Here is an 18,505-nt window from a genome sequence, read left to right as displayed (position 1 = left end):
CGGCGGACCATGTCGGGGCCGGCTCCATCACCCGTTTCCTAGACTGTCAAAAAGTAGTTTATAATTAGGACGGCTGACAGAGGTCGGCCCATGCAACCTCCTACCTTTCGGGAAATCATTGCCCTACTCAAGCACGATGGATTCGTGAAGGTCGCGCAAGTCGGTAGTGATGCTAAGTATGTTTCTGGTGACCGTGTTGTCACCGTGAACGGCTCTGGTGGCGATCGACCAAAGAAGGGCACGTGGGCAAGTATTCGTCGCCAAGCTGGATGGTAGTTGGAGGCAAAATGAGGCAGCGATTTACCTATGACTGCGTTCTCATAAAAGAAGACGACGGTTACTGCGCCAGCTTCCCGCAGATTCCCGGCGCCTTTGCCGATGGCGATACGCGCGAAGAAGCGATTGCCCATGCCACCGAGGCACTGATGGCGTTTTTGGCCGACGACCTCAACAACGGTTTGACTCCGGCAGGGTACGAACGCTCGGCCGAGGTCGTGGCCCTTTCAGTCGAAATCGACCACGAGGACGCTCGGGAAGCGGCGTGCCGAACATTTAAAGACGCAGCGCTGGACCTCAAAGTCTCCGCTCCGCGGATTACCGCGCTGGTCAAAGCCGGAAAGCTCGATGTTGAACTCGTCGACGGCCGTCGGATGATAACGATAGACAGCATCGAGCGCTACGCCGCCCAAGAACGCCACGCCGGCAGGCCAAAGAAGTTCGTCGCAGTCCAATAACCCCCTCACTTTCACCGACTACTAGAGCCGCTCACCAAACCAACATGCGCTCTGGGCAAATAGGTTGAACGTTTCGTGCGAGAATGCCCCACAGTAAACAAACTTGCACCAGAGCGTAAGGGGCTGGCATACACATGCAGACGGTCTATCGGGTATACGAGGGAACGCGCGAGCCGCATCGGCTTGCCGTCGAGCGCACGGCCGAGGTGCTCGGCCGCGGCGGCCTGGCTTTGATCCCGACCGAGACCGTCTACGGTGTCGCCGTGGCAGTTAAAGCCTTCTCCGATGCCGTCCCCCAAGATACAAGCGAGTTCCCGTCGTGGTCATGCGACCCGCAAGCCACCGTCAATGGCGCCGCGGTCCCTGCGCTCGGTACCGGCTACCGCCGCATCTTCACTCTCAAGCAACGTGAACTCACGCAAACCGTCGCTTGGCTGGTCGATGGCGTCGAAGCGCTCGACCGCTATGGCGTGGATATCCCGGAAGATGCCCGCGTACTCGCGCGACGATGCTGGCCGGGAGCCCTGACTATCGTGATTAAGGCAGCCCCCTGCGTGCCGACCTTTATGCGCGCTGCCGACGACACCGTGGCCCTGCGCGCTTCGGCCTCTCCCGTGGTCCAGGCGCTCATCCGCGCCTGCGGCAGTCCCCTTGCCTGCACGAGCGCCAATACGCACGGCGCGCCCTCGCCGGCAAGCTTTGCCGCCGTCGAGGGTCGCATCCTGGAGGGGGTCGATGTTGCCGTCGACGCCGGTGAGACCCCGTGTCGCGACGTCTCGACCATCGTGTCGTTCCAGCACGGCGGGCTCCAGATCCTGCGCCAAGGCGCACTTCCCGCATCAGAGATCGAACGGGTCCTGTCCGACCCGATGCAATAGAAAGGTGTAAGCGATGTCGTTGAATCTGGGCAGCCTGGGCATGGAAGATGCCTCGTTTAACTTTGGCGGTTCCTACATCATGGCGCTCGACTGCGGCACCACCTCGGTACTTGCGACCATCGTCGACGAGTACGGATGCATCGTCGCGCAGGCGCGTCGCAGCGTCAAAACCAGTTTTCCGCGTCCCGGTTGGGTAGAGCAAGACCCCATGGCGGTCCTCGCCAGTCAAATCGCCGTCATGATGGAAGTCCAGTTTAAGAGCGGTATCCACTCCGACCGCATTGCCGCCATCGGCATCTCCAACCAGCGCGAGACCACGGTGGTCTGGGACCGCGTGAGCGGTCAGCCGATCTATAACGCCATCGTATGGCAGTGCCGCCGTACCGCGCCGGCAATCGACGCGTTGGTTGAACAGGGTTGCGAGGAGTTGGTGCGCTCCCGCACGGGACTCACGCTCGACCCGTATTTCTCGGCCTCCAAGGTGCAGTGGATTCTCGACAACGTCGACGGCGCACGCGAGAGCGCGGCGGCGGGCGACCTCATGTTTGGCACCATCGACACCTGGCTCATCTACAACCTCACCGGCGGCCAGGTCTTTGCCACCGACTACACCAATGCCAGCCGCACGGCGCTCTTTAATATCCATACGCTCGATTGGGACGACGACCTGCTGGCGCTCTTTGACGTTCCACGTTCCATGATGCCCGAGGTTCGCTGGAGCTCGGGCGACTACGGCCGCGTCGCGAGCGACATCATGACCAACACGCCGCCCATCATGGGCGTGGCGGGCGACCAGCAGGCGTCGCTGTTCGGTCACTGCTGTTTCCGTCCCGGCCAGACCAAAAACACCTATGGCACGGGTTGCTTTATGCTCATGAACACCGGCGACGAGATCGTCGAATCCAAGAACGGCCTGGTCTCCACCATCGGTATCGCTGCGAACGGGAAGATCAGCTATGCACTCGAGGGCTCCATCTTCGCTGCCGGCTCCACCATGAACTGGCTTCGCAACAACATGGGCATCATCTCGAGCGCGAGCGAGTCGGCACAACTCGCCGCTTCGATTAACGACAACGAGGGCTGCTACTTCGTTCCCGCCTTTGCGGGTTTGGGTGCTCCCTGGTGGGACCCGCATGCTCGCGGTATCGTGTGCGGTCTGACCGGCGCCTCGAGCCGTGCGACCATCGTACGTGCCGCCTGCGAATCCATGGCATATCAGAGCTACGACGTGCTGCGCGCCATGGAGCAGGACGTGGGGCTTTCGATCGAGCGCCTGTCTGTCGATGGCGGTGCCTCGCGCAACGAGTTCATCATGCAATTCCAGGCCGACCTGCTGGATATCCCCGTGCTGCAATGCGAGACGGTGGAGACCACGGCAATCGGTGCCGCGTACTTGGCGGGTCTTGCCGTCGGCTATTGGGAAGACCTAGAAGAGCTGGAGCAAAATGCCCAGATCGTTAGGACCTTCCTTCCCCACATGTCTGCCGAGCGCCGCGAGCAAAACCTTGCGGGCTGGCGTGATGCAGTCAAGCGCTCGCTCAGTACCGCACAGTAGGGCTGCGATGGGCTGCTCGATACAATAAACCGCTAAACTAATGCTTGGCGTTCGGCGGCAACATTGCTGCGCGCCTTGTCAGCAAGGCCGTTTTGCGGCCGCAACGAAAGGGGCAATCAACCCATGACCGTCACCTACGACGCGTCCCGTGTGACGCTTGTCGATCACCCGCTCGTCCAGCACAAGCTGTCGATCCTGCGCGACAAAAACACCGGCACCAACCAGTTCCGCCAGCTCGTGCGCGAACTCGCGCTTTTTGACGGCTACGAGGCCATGCGCGACCTGCCTATGGAAGACGTCGAGGTCGAGACCCCCATCACTACCGCCACGTTCAAACAACTCGCCGGCAAGAAACTCGCCATCGTGCCCATCCTGCGTGCGGGCCTTGGCATGGTCGACGGCATCCTCGACCTGGTGCCCTCCGCTCGCGTGGGCCACATCGGCATGGAGCGCGACGAGGTTACCCACGAGCCGCACGAGTATTACTGCAAGATGCCCAAGGATATCGACCAGCGCATCTGCCTGGTCGTCGACCCCATGCTCGCCACGGGCGGTTCGGCCGAGATGGCCATCAGCTACCTGCGCGAGCGCGGTGTCAAGGACATCCGCATGCTGTGCATCGTCGCCGCGCCCGAGGGTCTCAAGTCGCTGACCGAAAAGGACTCCGGCGTACATATTTATACGTGCGCCATCGACGATCATCTCAACGAGGCAGCCTACATCGTTCCCGGCCTGGGCGACGCCGGCGACCGCATCTACGGCACGCTCTAGTCGTCGGGCCTTGTCGGCTACGGTCACAAATACGAAGAAATGGTGCGCGCGGGCGAGCAAAAGACGTCCACGCGCGCTCCTGTTAACGGACGTTTAGCCCAGAGGGGTTCGAGAAAAACGTATTACCTACCTGCGACATAAAGAAGGTCTTAAGAAAACGAACAGGTGAGTATTAACCGATGCTTTTTCGGTTGTACTTTAGCGATTGGCTCGTAAAATAGTCACCAATGTTTGGCGGGAACTGTTCTGGGAAGCGTTAAAGAAGGAAAGTGAGGACGCCAGTGTTTCAGATAGCCGATCTGCTCGCTATCGTTGCAGGCGTCATCGCGGGCGCGGTCGCCTTTCTTCCCTTTGTTTTTACGCTCAAGCCGGTTCTTGACGATAAGCAGAATGCGGACATGCTCAAGGGCATGGTGAGTCTGGCGGTCTCGGCAATCGCCCTGCTCGTCTTTACCTTGGTTGTGTTTGTGTTGTTCGGAGAGGCATTTCGCATGTTCCTCCTGGGCGAGGCGATCGGCTTCGTGGCCTTTATGGCCGCCTGCACGGTTCGCGTCGCCAAGGCGCTGCGAGATCCTCATGAGGTCGAAAGGTAAGTCGTGGAAATTTTTGAAAAGCTGCCTGATGAGATTAATCATCTGGTTAGCGAGTTCAGCTCCACCCCCGTCGTGGGCGATCTGAGCTGCGGCATCACGCAGTACTCGTTTTGGCTGATCGTCTCCACGATCGTGCTCCTGATCGTCCTAGCCGTGTTCAAGAAGAAGCAGACCCTGGTTCCCAAGGGCTTCTTCGTCAACGGTTTCGAGTACATCATCGAGTACGTCGAGAACGATATCGGCAAGGGCGTCGTGGGTGAGAACTGGAAGAAGCACTTCCCGTTCCTGTGCTCGCTTTTCCTGTTCATCCTGATCAATAACATGATCGGCCTGATCCCGGGAATGAAGCCCGGCACCGGCGCAATCGGCTCCACCGCCGCGCTCGCCATCTTCGCCTTCGTGTACTTCATCTACTACGGATGCAAGGCTCACGGCGTGATCGGCTACATCAAGAGCCTCGCCCCGCAGGGCGTGAGCTTCCCGATGAACGTGCTTGTGTGGGTCGTCGAGCTTTTCTCGACCTTCCTGCGCCTCATCACACTCGCCGTCCGTCTGTTCTGCAACATGTTCGCAGGACACGTGGTCATGGGCTCGTTCGCCATCATGGCGAGCATGTTCATGCAGCCGCTGCTTCAGCAGGTTTCCGCGGCCCACGCCGTCGGTGCCCTGCCTTCGCTGGCCTGGCTTGCTATCCTCATCCTGATCTATGCGATCGAGCTTGTGGTCGGCGCCATCCAGGCTTACGTCTTCACGGTCCTTACCGCCGTGTATGTCTCTGAGGCAGAGGAGGTCGCGGAGGAGGAGTAGTCTTCCGTTCGCGTCTTAAAGGTAAGGCAATTCGTTAAACCGCCGGTGCCCGTACCCATGGAGCCCGGCAGTTATAAAAAGGTTATCCTGCGTGAAATAAGACACGCACGACAAAGGAGGAATCGTGGGAGTTATCGGTTACGGTCTCGGTGTTATCGGCGCTGGTCTTGCTATCGGCCTGTCTGCTCTGGGTGCTACGGGTGCTATGGCCCGTCAGCCTGAGGTCCAGGGCCGCGTGTTCACCGTCTTCATCATGGGCTCCGCCTTCGGCGAGGCTCTGGCTCTGATCGGCTTCGTTGTCGCGCTGATCGTTAAATAGCACGGAGCGTCAAGTATGAATCTTTCATCCCAGAAGAGCGCGATCGCACTCTCCGCGTCCGCGGCCGCGCTGCTCATGCCGGTTTCCGCGTTCGCCGAGGACGGCGCTGCCGGTGCGGACATCCTCATCCCTAAGATGGCGGAGTTCATCCCGGCGCTTATCGCCTTCCTGATTATCTGGATCGTGCTGGCCAAGGTCGCCCTGCCGGGCATCATGAAAACCATGGAGGAGCGCGGCAAGAAGATCGAGGAGAGCCTCGACGAGGCCGAGAAGACCAAGCAGGAGGCTATCGCCAAGCGTGCTGAGTCCGACTCGATCGTCACCGACGCCCGTCGTCAGGCTGCCGACATCGTTCTCGAGGCCCGTAAGGACGCCGAGTCCGAGCGCGCCCGTATCATCGAGGCTGCTCACAAGGAGGCAGAGGAGATCATCGCCAAGGCCCATACGACTGTCGAGGACGAGCGCAAGTCCATTTACGCCGGTGCCGCGAGCTCCATCGCCGACCTGTCCGTTGCCGTCGCCACCAAGATCGTGGGCGAGGCACTCGAGGACGAGGCCGAGCAGAAGAAGCTCATCGAGCGCTACATCCAGGAAGCAGGTAGCCTGAATGCCGACTAGCCGCTATCAGGACAAGGTGCTCGAGACCTATGCGCGCTCCCTTCTGGAAGCCGCCAAGGCCGAGAACCATGTGTTCGAGGACCTCGAGATGATCGAGCGCTTGGCTTCTGCCAGCCCCGAGATCATCGCCGTGCTCGACACCATGTCCAAGCGCGACCAGCTCGACCTTCTTCCCAAGGTGGCAGCTGCCTTTAAGTATGTTGCCGAGGAAGACGAGGATGTAGTGGGCGTGACCGTCACCACGGCGATCCCGCTCGACGACGAGCTGCGTCAAACCATCACTAAGAAATGCGAGCAGGACTTCGGCCGCAAGGTATTCCTTATCGAGCAGGTCGACCCGTCTATCGTGGGCGGCCTGGTGCTCGAGGCCCGCGGCGAGCGTCGTGACATTTCCGTCAAGACGCAGCTGCGCATCGCGCAGGAGACCCTCGCAAACTCTGCTAATTCGTACGGAGGTGAAGCCTAATGTCCGAAACCCTCAATGCCCAGGATATCGCCAAGAAACTGCAGGAGCAGCTCACGAGCCTCTCCGCGACGGTCGATACGCATGAGGTTTCAACGGTCGACGAGGTAGGCGACGGCATCGCGCGCGTCTCCGGCCTCAAGAGCGCCATGGCAGGCGAGCTTCTGGAGTTCAAGAGCTCCGATACCGGTGAGACCGTCTTCGGCCTTGCCCAAAACCTTGACCGTGACGAGGTCGGCGCCGTTCTGTTTGGTGCCGTCGACTCCATCAAGGAAGGCGACGAGTGCCGCACCACTGGCCGCATTATGGATATCCCTGTGAGCCGTGCTATGCTTGGCCGCGTCGTCAATCCGCTCGGCCAGCCTATCGACGGCCTGGGTGACATCGTCGCCACGCACCGTCGTCCCATCGAGTTCAAGGCCCCCGGTGTCATCGACCGTACCCCGGTGTGCGAGCCGGTTCAGACCGGCCTGTTGGCTATCGACTCCATGGTGCCTATCGGCCGTGGTCAGCGTGAGCTCATCATCGGCGACCGAAAGACCGGTAAGACCGCCATTGCCATCGACGCTATCCTCAATCAGAGCGGCAAGGGCATGGTCTGCATCTATGTCGCCATCGGCCAGAAGGCCTCCACGGTTGCCAACATCCGCGAGACCCTCGCTCAGCACGGTGCGCTCGACTACACCATCATCGTTTCGGCCACCGCTGCCGATTCCGCCCCTATGCAGTACATCGCGCCTATGGCCGGTGCCGCTATCGGCGAATTCTTTATGTACAACGGCGAGGATGGTAAGCCCGCCAACGAGACCAACCCCGGCGGTCACGTGCTCGTCATCTACGACGACCTGTCCAAGCAGGCTGTGGCCTACCGTCAGATGTCGCTGACGCTGCATCGTCCGCCCGGACGCGAGGCCTATCCTGGCGACATCTTCTACCTGCACTCTCGTCTGCTCGAGCGTGCCGTCAAGATGTCCAAGAAGAACGGTTACGGCTCCATGACGGCCCTGCCGATCATCGAGACCCAGGACGGCGATGTCTCGGCCTACATTCCGACCAACGTCATTTCCATTACCGATGGTCAGATCTACCTGCAGTCCGAGCTCTTCTTCCAGGGTCAGCGCCCGGCAGTCGACGTGGGCATTTCCGTGTCCCGCGTTGGTGGCGACGCGCAGACCAAGGCCATGAAGCAGGTCGCCGGCAACCTCCGTCTGGACCTCGCTTCGTATCAGGAGCTCGCCGGCTTTACGCAGTTCGGCTCCGACCTTGACGAGGCTACTCAGAAGCAGCTGACCCATGGTGCCCGCATGACCGAGCTCCTGAAGCAGCCGCGTTATAAACCATTTGAGGTTGGCGAGCAGATCGTTGCGCTGTTCGCTGGCAACGAGGGCTTCCTGGACGACCTGGAGATCGCCGACGTGCTGCCTTTCCGTGCCGAGCTCATCGAGTACATGGACAATGGCTTTGGCTTACTGCTCGACAAGGTTCGCGCCAAGAAGATCGATGATGACACCAAGGCTGAGCTCTTGCGCGTCATCGGCGACTTTAAGCAGCAGTTCATGGCCAAGCACCATTCGGATGTTTCTGGATCAGAGGAGAACTAAGCCCTATGGCCAACCTTCGCGACATTAAGAAGCGAATCTCCTCGGTTACCACGACCAAGCAGATCACGCGCACGATGGAGATGGTCTCTACGGCCAAGATCCGTCGTGCCCTCGATCGCTCCAAGCAGGCCGAGCCCTATAAGGAGGCGCTGACCGACGTCATGTTGACGGTCGCCGGCGACGCCTCCTGTTCGGGCACCGATCCCATGCTGCAGAAGCATGAGAGCGTCAAGCATGGCCTGATTGTCGTCATTGCCTCGGACCGCGGCCTTGCCGGCGGTTTCAATACGACAGTGGAGCGTACGGCCGAAAAGCTCGCCGCTTCTTGGGCGAACGACGGCATCGAGTGCGAGATCATCGCGTGCGGGCGCAAGCCGGCCACGTATTTTCGCGACCGCGCAAACGTCATCATGCACTTTGAGGGCAACTCCTCTGAGCCCGATTTCAATCAGGCCCGCATGATCTCCTCTCATATCTGCGATGCGTATCGTGCCGGTGAGCTTGACCGTGTCGAGCTTGTCTACCACCACGCAAAGAACCGCGTGGATCAGGAGCTTCGCGTCGAGCATCTGTTGCCGCTCGACCCCGAGATGATCGCTATGGCCCACGGTCCGCGTAAGAACGAGACCGACGCCCCTAAGCGCATCTCGTCCACGTTCGAGTTCGTGCCCTCTCCCGAGCATGTTCTCGGCAAGCTTGTACCGTCGTATATCCTGACGGTCATCTACCAGGCCCTGATCGATTCGGCGGCTGCCGAGCAGGGTGCACGCCGCAAGGCCATGCACTCCGCGACGGAAAACGCCACCGCGATCATCTCGACCCTTACCCGCACGTATAGTCGCGTGCGCCAGGCTTCGATCACGACCGAGATTAACGAGATCGTCGGCGGAGCCTCAGCATTGGAGGAACAGTAATGGCTAATAACACCGTAAAGCTTGCGGTCGAGGAAGCCACCAAGAAGACGACTGCCGGTGATGGTCGCATCGTGCGTATCATCGGCCCTGTCGTCGACGTCAAGTTTGACGGCGCGGTGCCCCCGATCTACAACGCGCTCACGGTCGAGGCCGAGACCCCGATCGGTCATCTGAGCACGATCCTCGAGGTCGAGAGTCAGCTTCCGGGCGGCGTCGTCCGCACGGTCGCCATGTCCTCGACCGACGGCCTGCAGCGCGGCCTCATCGCCACCGATACCGGTGAGCCCATGAAGATGCCCGTTGGTCCCAAGACGCTCGGCCGCATTTGGAACGTCATGGGCAAGCCCGTCGACGGCAAGCCCATGCCCGAGGTGGAGGAGTTCTACCCCATCCACCATGCAGCGCCCCGCTTTGACGAGCTCACCACCAAGACCGAGATCTTCGAGACCGGCATCAAGGCCGTCGACCTGCTTGAGCCCTACATCCGTGGCGGCAAGACGGGCCTGTTTGGCGGCGCCGGCGTCGGCAAGACCGTTCTGATTCAGGAGCTCATCAACAACCTCGCCCAGGAGCACGGCGGCACCTCGGTGTTCACCGGCGTCGGCGAGCGTACCCGCGAGGGCACCGACCTGTTCCTCGAGATGAGCGAGTCTGGCGTTATCGACAAGACCTGCTTGGTCTATGGTCAGATGAACGAGCCGCCCGGAGCGCGTCTGCGCATCGGTCTGGCCGGCCTTACCACCGCTGAGTATTTCCGTGATCGTGGCCAGGACGTTCTACTGTTCATCGACAACATCTTCCGCTTCTCCCAGGCAGGTTCCGAGGTTTCCGCACTGCTGGGCCGTATGCCGTCCGCCGTTGGTTACCAGCCCACGCTGGCAACCGAGATGGGCGACCTCCAGGAGCGCATTACCTCGACCAAGACGGGCTCAATTACCTCCGTCCAGGCTGTCTACGTCCCCGCAGACGACCTGACCGACCCGGCGCCTGCCACGACGTTTACGCACCTCGACGCCACCACGGTTCTTTCGCGTAGCATTTCGTCGCTCGGCCTGTTCCCGGCTATCGACCCGCTCGCGTCTTCCTCCGACGCTCTCGATCCCTCGATTGTCGGCGAGGAGCACTACCGTGTCGCCGTCAAGGTCCAGGAGCTCCTGCAGGAGTACTCCGACCTTCAGGACATCATCGCCATTCTGGGTATGGACGAGCTGTCCGAGGAGCAGCGCCTTACGGTCAACCGCGCTCGTAAGATTCAGCAGTTCCTCTCGCAGTCCTTCCACGTCGCCGAGAAGTTCACCGGCAATCCCGGTGTCTACGTCCGCGTCGAGGATACCGTCCGCTCCTTTGCCGAGATTGTCGACGGCAAGGCCGATGACCTGCCCGAGCAGGCTTTCCGCTATGCTTCCACGATTGAGGACGTGCGCGAGCGCGCCCGCAAGATGGGGGAGAAGTAGGTTATGCGTATCCGCATCGTGTGCCCCGTGAGCTGCGCCTATGAGGGCGATGCTGCGTTTGTGTCGATTCCGTCCACGGATGGCGAGTTTGGCGTTCTGCCTGCTCACTCCAGCGAGATCTGCACGATCGACCGCGGTTACGTTCGCGTTTCCGATAAGGCCATGGGCACTGTCGACCACACGTTTGCCGTGGCCGGCGGCTATGCCCAGGTTGCGGACGATGTCGTGACCGTTCTCGCCGAGCGCGCTTGCGATCTGGCGACCGTCGATGCCGACAAGCTTAAAGCTGATATTCAAGGTTTTGAAGAGAAGCTGGGTAATTTGTCGGAGGATGATGCACGCCGCGCCTACCTCTATAATGAAATCGCATGGTGTAAGCTCAAGCTTGCCCAATAGTCAAACGATTTAACGTTCGACCATTTGCGAACACATCATGCCCGGGATGGCCCAGCCACCCCGGGCATGCTTTTTGAAAGGGTAGACCTTGGATATTATCCGCGTTGAGGGTGGCCATGCCATCGGAGGCTCCGTGCCCGTTTCGGGTGCCAAGAACTCCGCGCTCAAACTCATGGCGGCAACGCTTCTGGCGCCGGGCAAGACGACGCTGCAGAACGTGCCCGATATTTCCGATGTCCACGTGATGGGCAAGGTGCTCAAGGGCATGGGCGCTACGATCGATGTTCTCGACGAGCACACGCTCGAGATCGATACCTCTCAGGCCGATTCTTGGGAGGCCCCCTACGAGCTCGTTGCCAAGATGCGTGCTTCCACCGCCGTCATGGGACCCCTGCTGGGTCGCTTCCATCGCGCCAAGATCGCCATGCCGGGCGGCTGCAACCTGGGTGCTCGCAAGATCGATATGCACATTCTGGGTCTTGAGGCCCTGGGCGTAGAGTTTGATACCGCCCACGGCTACATCAACGCCAGCGCGCCTCAGGGCCTGCGCGGCACCACCGTCACGCTCGAGTTTGCCAGTGTCGGTGCGACCGAGAACCTCATCATGGCCTCTGTGCGCGCACAGGGCACCACGGTTATCGACAATGCCGCCCGCGAGCCCGAGATCGTCGATCTCGCCAACATGCTCAACGAAATGGGCGCCAAGATTGTCGGCGCCGGTACGCCTGTCGTGACCATCGAGGGCGTGGAAGAGCTCCATCCCGTTACCCATCGCGTGGTGGGCGACCGCATCGAGGCCGGTACCTTTATCGTCGCCGGTGCGCTGATGGCTGACGATCGCGGTGTCGACGTCACGGGTTTTTGCCCCATCCATCTGGGCATGGTGCTCAAGAAGATGGAGCTCATGGGCATCGATTGCGAGCGTACCGACGACGGCGTTCACGTGAATCGCGCCGAGCGCATCAAGCCGGTCGACATCCAGACGCTTCCGTTCCCCGGCTTCCCGACCGACATGCAGGCACAAATTATGGTGCTCTCCGCCCTCGCCGATGGCAGTTCCGTTATTACCGAGAACATCTTCGAGAATCGCTTTATGTTTGCCTCTGAGCTGGTGCGCATGGGTGCCGACATTCGTATCGAGAGCCATCATGCCATGATTCATGGCGTCAAGGGCTTCTCGGGTGCACAGGTCACCTCGCCCGACCTTCGTGGCGGCGCGGCGCTTGTGGTTGCCGGTCTTATCGCCGACGGCGTTACCGAGGTCTCTGCCATCCATCACATCAAACGTGGCTACGAGCAGTTTGTCGAAAAGCTGCAGGCGCTTGGCGCGCATGTCGAACATGCCACTGTCCCCGATCCCGTCATCTACTAATGCAGGTTGCCTATGTTTAACAAGAAGCCCCTGGCGGATAACACCCGAAGACCCTCGACTGGTGCGCAGGCCAAGATCTACAGCCGCGACAACGTCGCTCGCTATTCCGAGCGCGCCCGCCAGCGCCGTCGTAGCCACACGATTCGTCACGTCGCGCTCATTGTCGTGCTTGGCGTGCTGCTGAGTGCCACTACCGCTGCCGGCCTGTGGTTTGCCACCATTATGGGCAAGCTCGGCGATTCTAATGTCATTACCGACAATCTGCGTCGGGTTCTGGTTGACACCGATGAGGCAAAGGATCCGTTCTACGTGCTGCTTCTTGGCACCGACGGCCGTCCGGGCGAGGATACGTATCGTGCCGACTCGATTATCTTGGCACGCATCGACCCCACGCAAAAGCAGGCGACGCTCATTTCCGTTCCGCGCGATACCAGGGTCGTGTACAAGGGCGAGACCATGAAGATCAACGCCTGCCATACCGTTGGCGGCGCCGAAGCCATGGTCGAGGCGGTCAACGAGCTGTGCGGTGTTCAGATTTCCCACTATGCCGAGGTCAGCTTCGACGGTATGCAGGCGCTGATTGATTCGGTTGGCGGTATCGACATTAACGCAACCGATGATGTTGACGACCCCGAGCACCTGGATATTAAGATTACCGCTGGTCAGCAGCATATGGACGGAGCTACCGCCCTTACCTATGCCCGCTGCCGCTACATCTATGCCGACGGCGATTACACGCGCATGCGCCACCAGCGTCAGGTGCTTGGCGCCCTTGCCAACCAGATTCTCAATAACTTCGATGCCACGAAGATTTTTGGCCTGGTTAATTCGCTGTCCGATATGCTCGTAACCGATATGAGCGTTCAGGATATCGTGGCTACGGTCAACGCCATGCGCGGTATGGATGTCGACGGTATCTACTCGGCCAACCTGCCCTCGTACGCCGACGACAGCACCATGATCGACGGTGTGAGCTACGTCTTTGTCTACGAGGACGAGCTCAAGGAAATGATGGAGCGCGTCGATGCCGGCAAGGATCCCAAGGGTCCCAACACCATGGGCCTTTCCGACGGTTCCAGCTCTACGATCGGCGACCTGAACAACAACACGTCTGACGATTACGCAAACGGTACCGCAACCTCATCGGTCAGCTCTGACGATTCCGATGACTCAAGCGATTCGAGCGATTCGGACTACTACGAACAGCCCACCGGCGACGGCAACGGCTACGAAGCCAACTACTAAGTTACGGCGTTTTACCAAACGCCGTAACGGCTCGACGCTGCGCGCCGCCCAAGGCGACAATTTGTCATTCAAAAGGCAGGGCATGACCAGAAGGTCAATGCCCTGCCTTTTTCATGCCAACTTGTTCGCCTTGGACGTCGCTCGCTGACGTTGGCTCAACCTGCGATGTTGACTACTCCCCTTGTATCAAAAACCGCCCCGTTCTCTGTAGAGGACGGGGCGGTTCGTCTTTTGGACCTGTGCAGCCAGGCTTATGCGAAACGGGCGACGAGCTCCTGGAGCACGTCGGTCATCTTGACGAGCGAACTGACCGGGACAAACTCGTTGACGCCGTGGTAGCAATAGCCGCCGGTGGAAAGGTTGGGGCAGGGCAGACCGCGGAACGACAGCTGAGCGCCGTCGGTGCCGCCACGAATCGGCAGCACTTGGGGCTCAACGCCGCAGGCAAGGTAGGCTTCCTTGGCAACATCAATAAGCTCGGGATAGTCACGAACGATCTCGGCCATATTTCGATACTGCTGCTTAATCTCGACCGTCACGCGCTCCTCACCCAGACGCTGGTTGAGCATCGAGGCGGCGGCATCAATAAGGTCGAGTTTCTGCTGGAACTTGGCGGCGTCATGGTCGCGGACGATATAGCGCGCTGTGGCGTGATCGACGGTCGCAGATACACCCTCAAGGTGATAAAAGCCCTCGTAGCCTTCCGTATACTCCGGGCGCTGCACGTAGGGGAGCAACGCGTTGAAGTCGCAGAACAGATTGCCTGCGTTGACCATACGGCCCTTGGCGTCGCCCGGGTGGATGGACTGGCCCTCAAAGCGGACGGTCGCCTCGGCGGCGTTAAAGCACTCCCACTCCAGCTCGCCGATGGGGCCGCCGTCGACCGTGTAGGCGTACTTGCAGCCAAAGGTATCGATATCCAACAGCTCGGCTCCGTGACCGATCTCCTCGTCAGGGCAGAAGCAAATGCCGAGTGCGGGATGGGGCAGAGAGGGGTCCTGAGCGATACGCGCGACAAGCGACATGATCTCGGCGACGCCTGCCTTGTCGTCCGCGCCCAGCAGCGTGGTGCCATCGCTGCAGACCAGGTCCTCACCCGCGAGGTCGTTCAGGGCGGGAAGCTTGGCAGTACTCATGGCAACGGGCTTACCGTCAACCGTGCCGCAGACCAGGTCGCCGCCTTCGTAGTGTACGATGTGTGGCTTCACGCCGGCGCCCGGTGCAACTTCGGTGGTGTCGAGATGGGCGATCAGGCCCAGGGCGGGCTTGTCCTCAGCGCCCGCACTTGCGGGGATATGCGCGCAGACATAGGCGTGCTCGGTCACGTGGGCATCTTCCGCACCAAGCTCGCGCAGCTCTTCAGCCAGCACGTTGGCAAGGTCAAACTGAACGGCGCTCGAGGGTACCTGGTCGCAGTTTGCATCCTCGGACTGCGTGTTGATCTGGACGTAGCGCAAAAAGCGCTCGAGGACATCGGGGTTCGTGGTGGTGTTTTCCATAAAGACCGCTCCAATCTTGGTCGTCGTGTGCAACAAGAACTCTAGCACGGTATGCCACGGCATACCGCGACGCTTGGATGGGGTAGAATCAGCCATTGAATGCAGAAGGGACGGAAGATCATGGATACGACAAATAGCTCGCGCGAACTACATCTGACGGTGGCGAACGAAGACTACTTGGAGTGCATGGTTCGCATTGAAAGCGAAGAGGGGGAAACCAACGGCGTGCGATCGGTCGACATCGCGCAGCGCCTTGGCGTCTCCAAGGCATCGGTCAATAAAGCGGTTTCGGCGCTCAAGGCATCCGAGCTTGTCGAGCAATCGCACTATGGCAAGGTAATCCTGACCGATCGCGGCCGCGAGGTTGGCACGGCTATCTGGTACCGTCATCGCCTCATCCGCACGTTTTTGGTTCAGGAGCTCGGTGTCGAATTTGAGCGAGCCGATTCCGAGGCCTGCATGATGGAGCATGCGCTATCCGAGGACACGATGAGCCGCTGGCTCGCCTATCTCGAAAAGCAGGGAATCAGCGTCGAGGAATAGCGGGATATATATGGATACGAGTTATTACAACCGCTTTGGTGCCGAGGAACTTACGCGCCGCTTGTCGAGCGAGACCTTGTTGGCGCAGGGCCCCATGGGCAGTGTTCTGTTGAGTGAGTACGATGCCGCCGATATTCCACCGGCGTTTTGGAATCTGGCAGAGCCGCAGACCGTTTCTCGTATCCATCGCTTGTATGTCGCCGCCGGCGCGCAGGTACTCATTACCAATACCTTTCAGGCATCAAGCTATGCCCTCACGCACGACCAGATTGCGCCGTCCGTGGCGGAGGTCAATCGCGGGGCCGTCGACGATGCCCGCCAGGCGCACCCTCAGCTGCTGCTGGGCTCGATGGGTCCGATCGGTATTGAGTGGTTTGCCGAGGACTCTGCCGAGTTTCGTGAGATCCGAGGCATTGCGCGCGAACAGGCGCACGCCTTACTCAATGCTGGTGTTGATGGTCTGCTGATCGAGACGGTGACGTCTATCCGTAATTTGCAGCCCATGCTTGCCGGCGCCCGAGATGCCGCCGACGACATGCCTGTCCTGGTGAGTTTTGTCGTTGACGATAAAGGCGACCTGTTGGGCGATGGCCTCAACATCGAGGCAGCCGTTTTGTACGCCGAAAAACACGGCGCAAACTCGGTTGGTGTTAATTGCTGTTCGCTTGCGGCCGCGAACGCGGCGGTGCCCAAGATGGTTGCATCGGCGACTACTCCCGTCACGGTGCGTCCCAACGTGGGCGATCCGGTCCAGACTCAGGATGGCCCCGTATGGCACGAGAACCCCGAAGCTTTCGCGCGCGCATGCATCGAATGGAGACATGCCGGTGCCGCAATGGTGGGCAGTTGCTGTGGAACCACGGCAATCACTACGGCAGCGATGGCCGAGGCGCTCGATATATAAAGGGCAAAACCGCTCCATACGGGGCGGTTTTTTTTATTGCTTGCATGTCCTCGGCAGCATTTGCCCAAATGGTGAATGCTGGTGCCGACAGGTTGCCGAGTGCGTGCTGCGGGTATACCTCATGCGTACCATGATCCAAACACTGTGAGGTGTCTGCGCGTGTGCGCGATAATTCATTTTGGAACTGACGGTTGGCGCGCCCGCGTCGACGACGACTTTACCGTCGACAACGTTGCCCGCATTGCCGATGCCGTCGGCGAGTTGTGGCAAAAGATCAATCCCGGCAAAACAGTATATATAGGGTTCGACACCCGGCCGCAGGCGCGCGAGTTTGCTGAGCTTGCGGCAGGCGTGCTTGCCGCTCACGGATTGGACGCAGTGCTCGCATCTCGGCCTGTTCCGACCCCCGCCCTTACGTGGGCGGCGGCGTATGACGGTGAGGCGTGCGGCGCGCTCATGGTGACGGGGTCCCATCATCCGCAGGGTTATCTGTGCCTCAAGATTCGCATGGGTGACGGCTCGACCGCCAACCAGGATGTCATCGAAGAGCTCGAAGAGACCATGGCTCCCGAGCCAATGGGGATCGAGGGGCAATATCGCACCGCGGATATCATTCCTGACTATATGCAGGCGGTGGCATCGTTTGTCGATGCCGAAGCCATCCGCGCCGCGCACCTGCGCGTGGTGGTTGATCCCATGGGCGGTGCAGCCCAGGGCTATCTAGCTGACTTGCTGCGCGAGCTTGGCGTTGAGGTGCACGAGATTCATGCCGGGCAGGCACCTGACCAAGAAGATATCTGCCCCGACCCCGTTGAGCCGTGGGTGGACGCTTGCGAGCGCACGGTTATCGAGGACGGAGCTTGCGCTGGCCTGGTGACCGACGGCGACGCCGACCGTATCGGCGCGGTTGACGAGCGCGGCAGATATATACATCCGCATCAGATCATGGCGCTCGTTTTGGGCGACTTGGTTCAATTTCGTAATTTGGAGGGGCGCGTCGTCGTCAATCTCTCATGCTCGACGCTCGTGCGTCGCATTGCCGAGACGCTTGGCTGCCGCGTGACCGTCAAACCAGTCGGTTTCAAATATATAGCGGCCGAGATGAAGAAGGGCGGCGTTCTCATAGGCGGCGAAGAAGCCGGTGGTATCGGCATCGCCGCTCATATGCCCGAGCGCGATGGAATCCTCGCCTGTCTGATTCTGTGCGAGCTTATGGCAAAGACGAACGCGCCTTTGGGCGTTCTGGTCGACCAACTCGAGGACAGTTTTGGTAAGACGAGTTACGGTCGACGCGATTTGCGCCTTGAGGCCGAAGATGCCGAAACGTTACGAACCCTGCTGCCAGGCGTAAACCCCAAGTCGATTTGTGGCAAGGTGCCGCAAAACGTTAGTCATATGGATGGCTTGCGTTTGGCATTCGAGGATGACACGTGGCTGCTGGTCCGTCCTAGCGGGACCGAACCAGTGGTGCGCGTCTACGCCGAGGGGTTCTCGGTGGAAGAACGTGATGAGTTGCTCGATGCTGGCTGTGCTTTAGCTAGGGGGACGTATCCGCTTTAACCATGAGACTGCCTTATATAAAGAGATGCTCGGCGAGCGGTAGTTAACGGCTGGCAAACGTTAGTCGGATTCCAAACTGTGGAGGAAATGTGTGCGCCCTGATTCCCGCCCCCGGGGCCCCTCCGGTCTGGCAATATATCTCCTTGCCGCGCGGCCCGGTCGAACCGGATGGACCGCGCAGGCGTGCACCTTGAGAACCGGATACTGCGAGGATGGACACAACAGATGTGTCGCATCCGGGCAGACATCGAACCATTTGAAATGGTCTGACTTGGATTT

At 60.1% G+C, this 18,505-nt stretch carries 20 protein-coding genes; 19 read left to right on the top strand and 1 reads right to left on the bottom strand.

The window, feature by feature from the left end; genetic code table 11:
• Positions 1-90: 90 nt before the first annotated feature.
• The 16 genes from DW029_RS11925 to DW029_RS10530 all read left to right on the top strand — a co-directional run bounded on the left by DW029_RS11925 (position 91) and on the right by DW029_RS10530 (position 13,720).
• Entirely contained in the window at positions 91-276 is a 186-nt protein-coding gene (locus DW029_RS11925) for a type II toxin-antitoxin system HicA family toxin (RefSeq protein ID WP_118273523.1), read from the top strand.
• On the top strand, positions 243-734 hold the full coding sequence (locus tag DW029_RS10600) for a type II toxin-antitoxin system HicB family antitoxin (RefSeq protein ID WP_128620077.1): 492 nt from the start codon (positions 243-245) through the stop codon (positions 732-734). The genes DW029_RS11925 and DW029_RS10600 overlap by 34 nt, the downstream gene beginning before the upstream one ends.
• Positions 735-868: 134 nt before the next feature.
• Positions 869-1,612, top strand: coding sequence for an L-threonylcarbamoyladenylate synthase (locus DW029_RS10595; protein WP_117734912.1), 744 nt, complete (start codon positions 869-871; stop codon positions 1,610-1,612).
• A gap of 13 nt (positions 1,613-1,625) precedes the next feature.
• A complete protein-coding gene (gene glpK / locus DW029_RS10590; RefSeq protein WP_117734913.1) occupies positions 1,626-3,167 on the top strand; it encodes a glycerol kinase GlpK in 1,542 nt (513 codons plus the stop codon).
• Positions 3,168-3,290: 123 nt separating this feature from the next.
• Entirely contained in the window at positions 3,291-3,938 is a 648-nt protein-coding gene (gene upp, locus DW029_RS10585) for a uracil phosphoribosyltransferase (protein ID WP_118273524.1), read from the top strand.
• 281 nt (positions 3,939-4,219) lie between these two features.
• On the top strand, positions 4,220-4,531 hold the full coding sequence (locus tag DW029_RS10580) for a hypothetical protein (RefSeq protein ID WP_117734915.1): 312 nt from the start codon (positions 4,220-4,222) through the stop codon (positions 4,529-4,531).
• A 3-nt stretch (positions 4,532-4,534) separates the two neighbouring features.
• Complete coding sequence (gene atpB / locus DW029_RS10575; RefSeq protein WP_022094263.1) at positions 4,535-5,338, top strand: F0F1 ATP synthase subunit A; 804 nt, start codon at positions 4,535-4,537, stop codon at positions 5,336-5,338.
• A gap of 124 nt (positions 5,339-5,462) precedes the next feature.
• Complete coding sequence (locus DW029_RS10570) at positions 5,463-5,657, top strand: ATP synthase subunit C (RefSeq protein WP_022094262.1); 195 nt, start codon at positions 5,463-5,465, stop codon at positions 5,655-5,657.
• Between the two features lie 15 nt (positions 5,658-5,672).
• Positions 5,673-6,275, top strand: a complete 603-nt coding sequence (gene atpF / locus DW029_RS10565; protein ID WP_117635548.1) for a F0F1 ATP synthase subunit B — start codon at positions 5,673-5,675, stop codon at positions 6,273-6,275.
• Positions 6,265-6,741 carry a FoF1 ATP synthase subunit delta gene (locus tag DW029_RS10560; protein WP_006235713.1) on the top strand — a complete coding sequence of 159 codons (477 nt, stop codon included), beginning with the start codon at positions 6,265-6,267 and terminating at the stop codon, positions 6,739-6,741. The genes atpF and DW029_RS10560 overlap by 11 nt, the downstream gene beginning before the upstream one ends.
• Positions 6,741-8,339 (top strand): F0F1 ATP synthase subunit alpha, encoded by a 1,599-nt coding sequence (atpA, locus tag DW029_RS10555; protein ID WP_117734916.1) that lies wholly within the window; start codon positions 6,741-6,743, stop codon positions 8,337-8,339. Before DW029_RS10560 ends, atpA begins: the two co-directional genes overlap by 1 nt.
• Before the next feature lie 5 nt (positions 8,340-8,344).
• Complete coding sequence (gene atpG, locus DW029_RS10550; RefSeq protein ID WP_117743860.1) at positions 8,345-9,253, top strand: ATP synthase F1 subunit gamma; 909 nt, start codon at positions 8,345-8,347, stop codon at positions 9,251-9,253.
• Positions 9,253-10,707, top strand: coding sequence for a F0F1 ATP synthase subunit beta (gene atpD, locus DW029_RS10545; RefSeq protein WP_006235717.1), 1,455 nt, complete (start codon positions 9,253-9,255; stop codon positions 10,705-10,707). The genes atpG and atpD overlap by 1 nt, the downstream gene beginning before the upstream one ends.
• A 3-nt stretch (positions 10,708-10,710) precedes the next feature.
• Positions 10,711-11,103, top strand: coding sequence for an ATP synthase F1 subunit epsilon (gene atpC / locus DW029_RS10540; protein WP_006235718.1), 393 nt, complete (start codon positions 10,711-10,713; stop codon positions 11,101-11,103).
• Positions 11,104-11,191: 88 nt separating this feature from the next.
• Positions 11,192-12,475: a UDP-N-acetylglucosamine 1-carboxyvinyltransferase gene (murA, locus tag DW029_RS10535; protein ID WP_117734918.1), complete on the top strand. Its 1,284-nt coding sequence runs from the start codon at positions 11,192-11,194 to the stop codon at positions 12,473-12,475.
• 12 nt (positions 12,476-12,487) lie between these two features.
• Complete coding sequence (locus DW029_RS10530) at positions 12,488-13,720, top strand: LCP family protein (protein WP_118346053.1); 1,233 nt, start codon at positions 12,488-12,490, stop codon at positions 13,718-13,720.
• 251 nt (positions 13,721-13,971) lie between these two features.
• On the opposite strand, the gene pepT is transcribed toward DW029_RS10530, so the two are convergent.
• Entirely contained in the window at positions 13,972-15,219 is a 1,248-nt protein-coding gene (gene pepT, locus DW029_RS10525; protein ID WP_117818412.1) for a peptidase T, read from the bottom strand.
• 120 nt (positions 15,220-15,339) lie between these two features.
• Between pepT and DW029_RS10520 the strand changes: the two genes are divergently transcribed.
• The 3 genes from DW029_RS10520 (at position 15,340) to DW029_RS10510 (ending at position 18,226) form a co-directional block, all read left to right on the top strand.
• Positions 15,340-15,762, top strand: a complete 423-nt coding sequence (locus DW029_RS10520) for a metal-dependent transcriptional regulator (RefSeq protein WP_040359600.1) — start codon at positions 15,340-15,342, stop codon at positions 15,760-15,762.
• Positions 15,763-15,772: 10 nt separating this feature from the next.
• The gene (locus tag DW029_RS10515) at positions 15,773-16,666 is read left to right on the top strand and encodes a homocysteine S-methyltransferase family protein (protein ID WP_118273526.1); all 894 of its coding nucleotides are present in this window, start codon (positions 15,773-15,775) and stop codon (positions 16,664-16,666) included.
• A 159-nt stretch (positions 16,667-16,825) separates the two neighbouring features.
• Positions 16,826-18,226: a phosphoglucomutase/phosphomannomutase family protein gene (locus tag DW029_RS10510; protein ID WP_118346052.1), complete on the top strand. Its 1,401-nt coding sequence runs from the start codon at positions 16,826-16,828 to the stop codon at positions 18,224-18,226.
• Positions 18,227-18,505: the final 279 nt, after the last annotated feature.

It is taken from the genome of Collinsella sp. AF38-3AC (assembly GCF_003474365.1).
In the GTDB taxonomy this organism is placed as follows: domain Bacteria; phylum Actinomycetota; class Coriobacteriia; order Coriobacteriales; family Coriobacteriaceae; genus Collinsella.
This window is presented reverse-complemented; position numbering and strand designations above follow the sequence as displayed.

What these genes read in the sequence shown, in the direction of transcription:
- pepT (WP_117818412.1), bottom strand. Translation starts at nt 15,219, where the DNA reads ATGGAAAACACCACCACGAACCCCGATGTCCTCGAGCGCTTTTTGCGC.
- glpK (WP_117734913.1), top strand. Translation starts at nt 1,626, where the DNA reads ATGTCGTTGAATCTGGGCAGCCTGGGCATGGAAGATGCCTCGTTTAAC.
- DW029_RS10595 (WP_117734912.1), top strand. Translation starts at nt 869, where the DNA reads ATGCAGACGGTCTATCGGGTATACGAGGGAACGCGCGAGCCGCATCGG.
- DW029_RS10515 (WP_118273526.1), top strand. Translation starts at nt 15,773, where the DNA reads ATGGATACGAGTTATTACAACCGCTTTGGTGCCGAGGAACTTACGCGC.
- DW029_RS10560 (WP_006235713.1), top strand. Translation starts at nt 6,265, where the DNA reads ATGCCGACTAGCCGCTATCAGGACAAGGTGCTCGAGACCTATGCGCGC.
- atpD (WP_006235717.1), top strand. Translation starts at nt 9,253, where the DNA reads ATGGCTAATAACACCGTAAAGCTTGCGGTCGAGGAAGCCACCAAGAAG.
- DW029_RS10530 (WP_118346053.1), top strand. Translation starts at nt 12,488, where the DNA reads ATGTTTAACAAGAAGCCCCTGGCGGATAACACCCGAAGACCCTCGACT.
- atpC (WP_006235718.1), top strand. Translation starts at nt 10,711, where the DNA reads ATGCGTATCCGCATCGTGTGCCCCGTGAGCTGCGCCTATGAGGGCGAT.
- atpA (WP_117734916.1), top strand. Translation starts at nt 6,741, where the DNA reads ATGTCCGAAACCCTCAATGCCCAGGATATCGCCAAGAAACTGCAGGAG.
- DW029_RS11925 (WP_118273523.1), top strand. Translation starts at nt 91, where the DNA reads ATGCAACCTCCTACCTTTCGGGAAATCATTGCCCTACTCAAGCACGAT.
- upp (WP_118273524.1), top strand. Translation starts at nt 3,291, where the DNA reads ATGACCGTCACCTACGACGCGTCCCGTGTGACGCTTGTCGATCACCCG.
- DW029_RS10520 (WP_040359600.1), top strand. Translation starts at nt 15,340, where the DNA reads ATGGATACGACAAATAGCTCGCGCGAACTACATCTGACGGTGGCGAAC.
- atpF (WP_117635548.1), top strand. Translation starts at nt 5,673, where the DNA reads ATGAATCTTTCATCCCAGAAGAGCGCGATCGCACTCTCCGCGTCCGCG.
- atpG (WP_117743860.1), top strand. Translation starts at nt 8,345, where the DNA reads ATGGCCAACCTTCGCGACATTAAGAAGCGAATCTCCTCGGTTACCACG.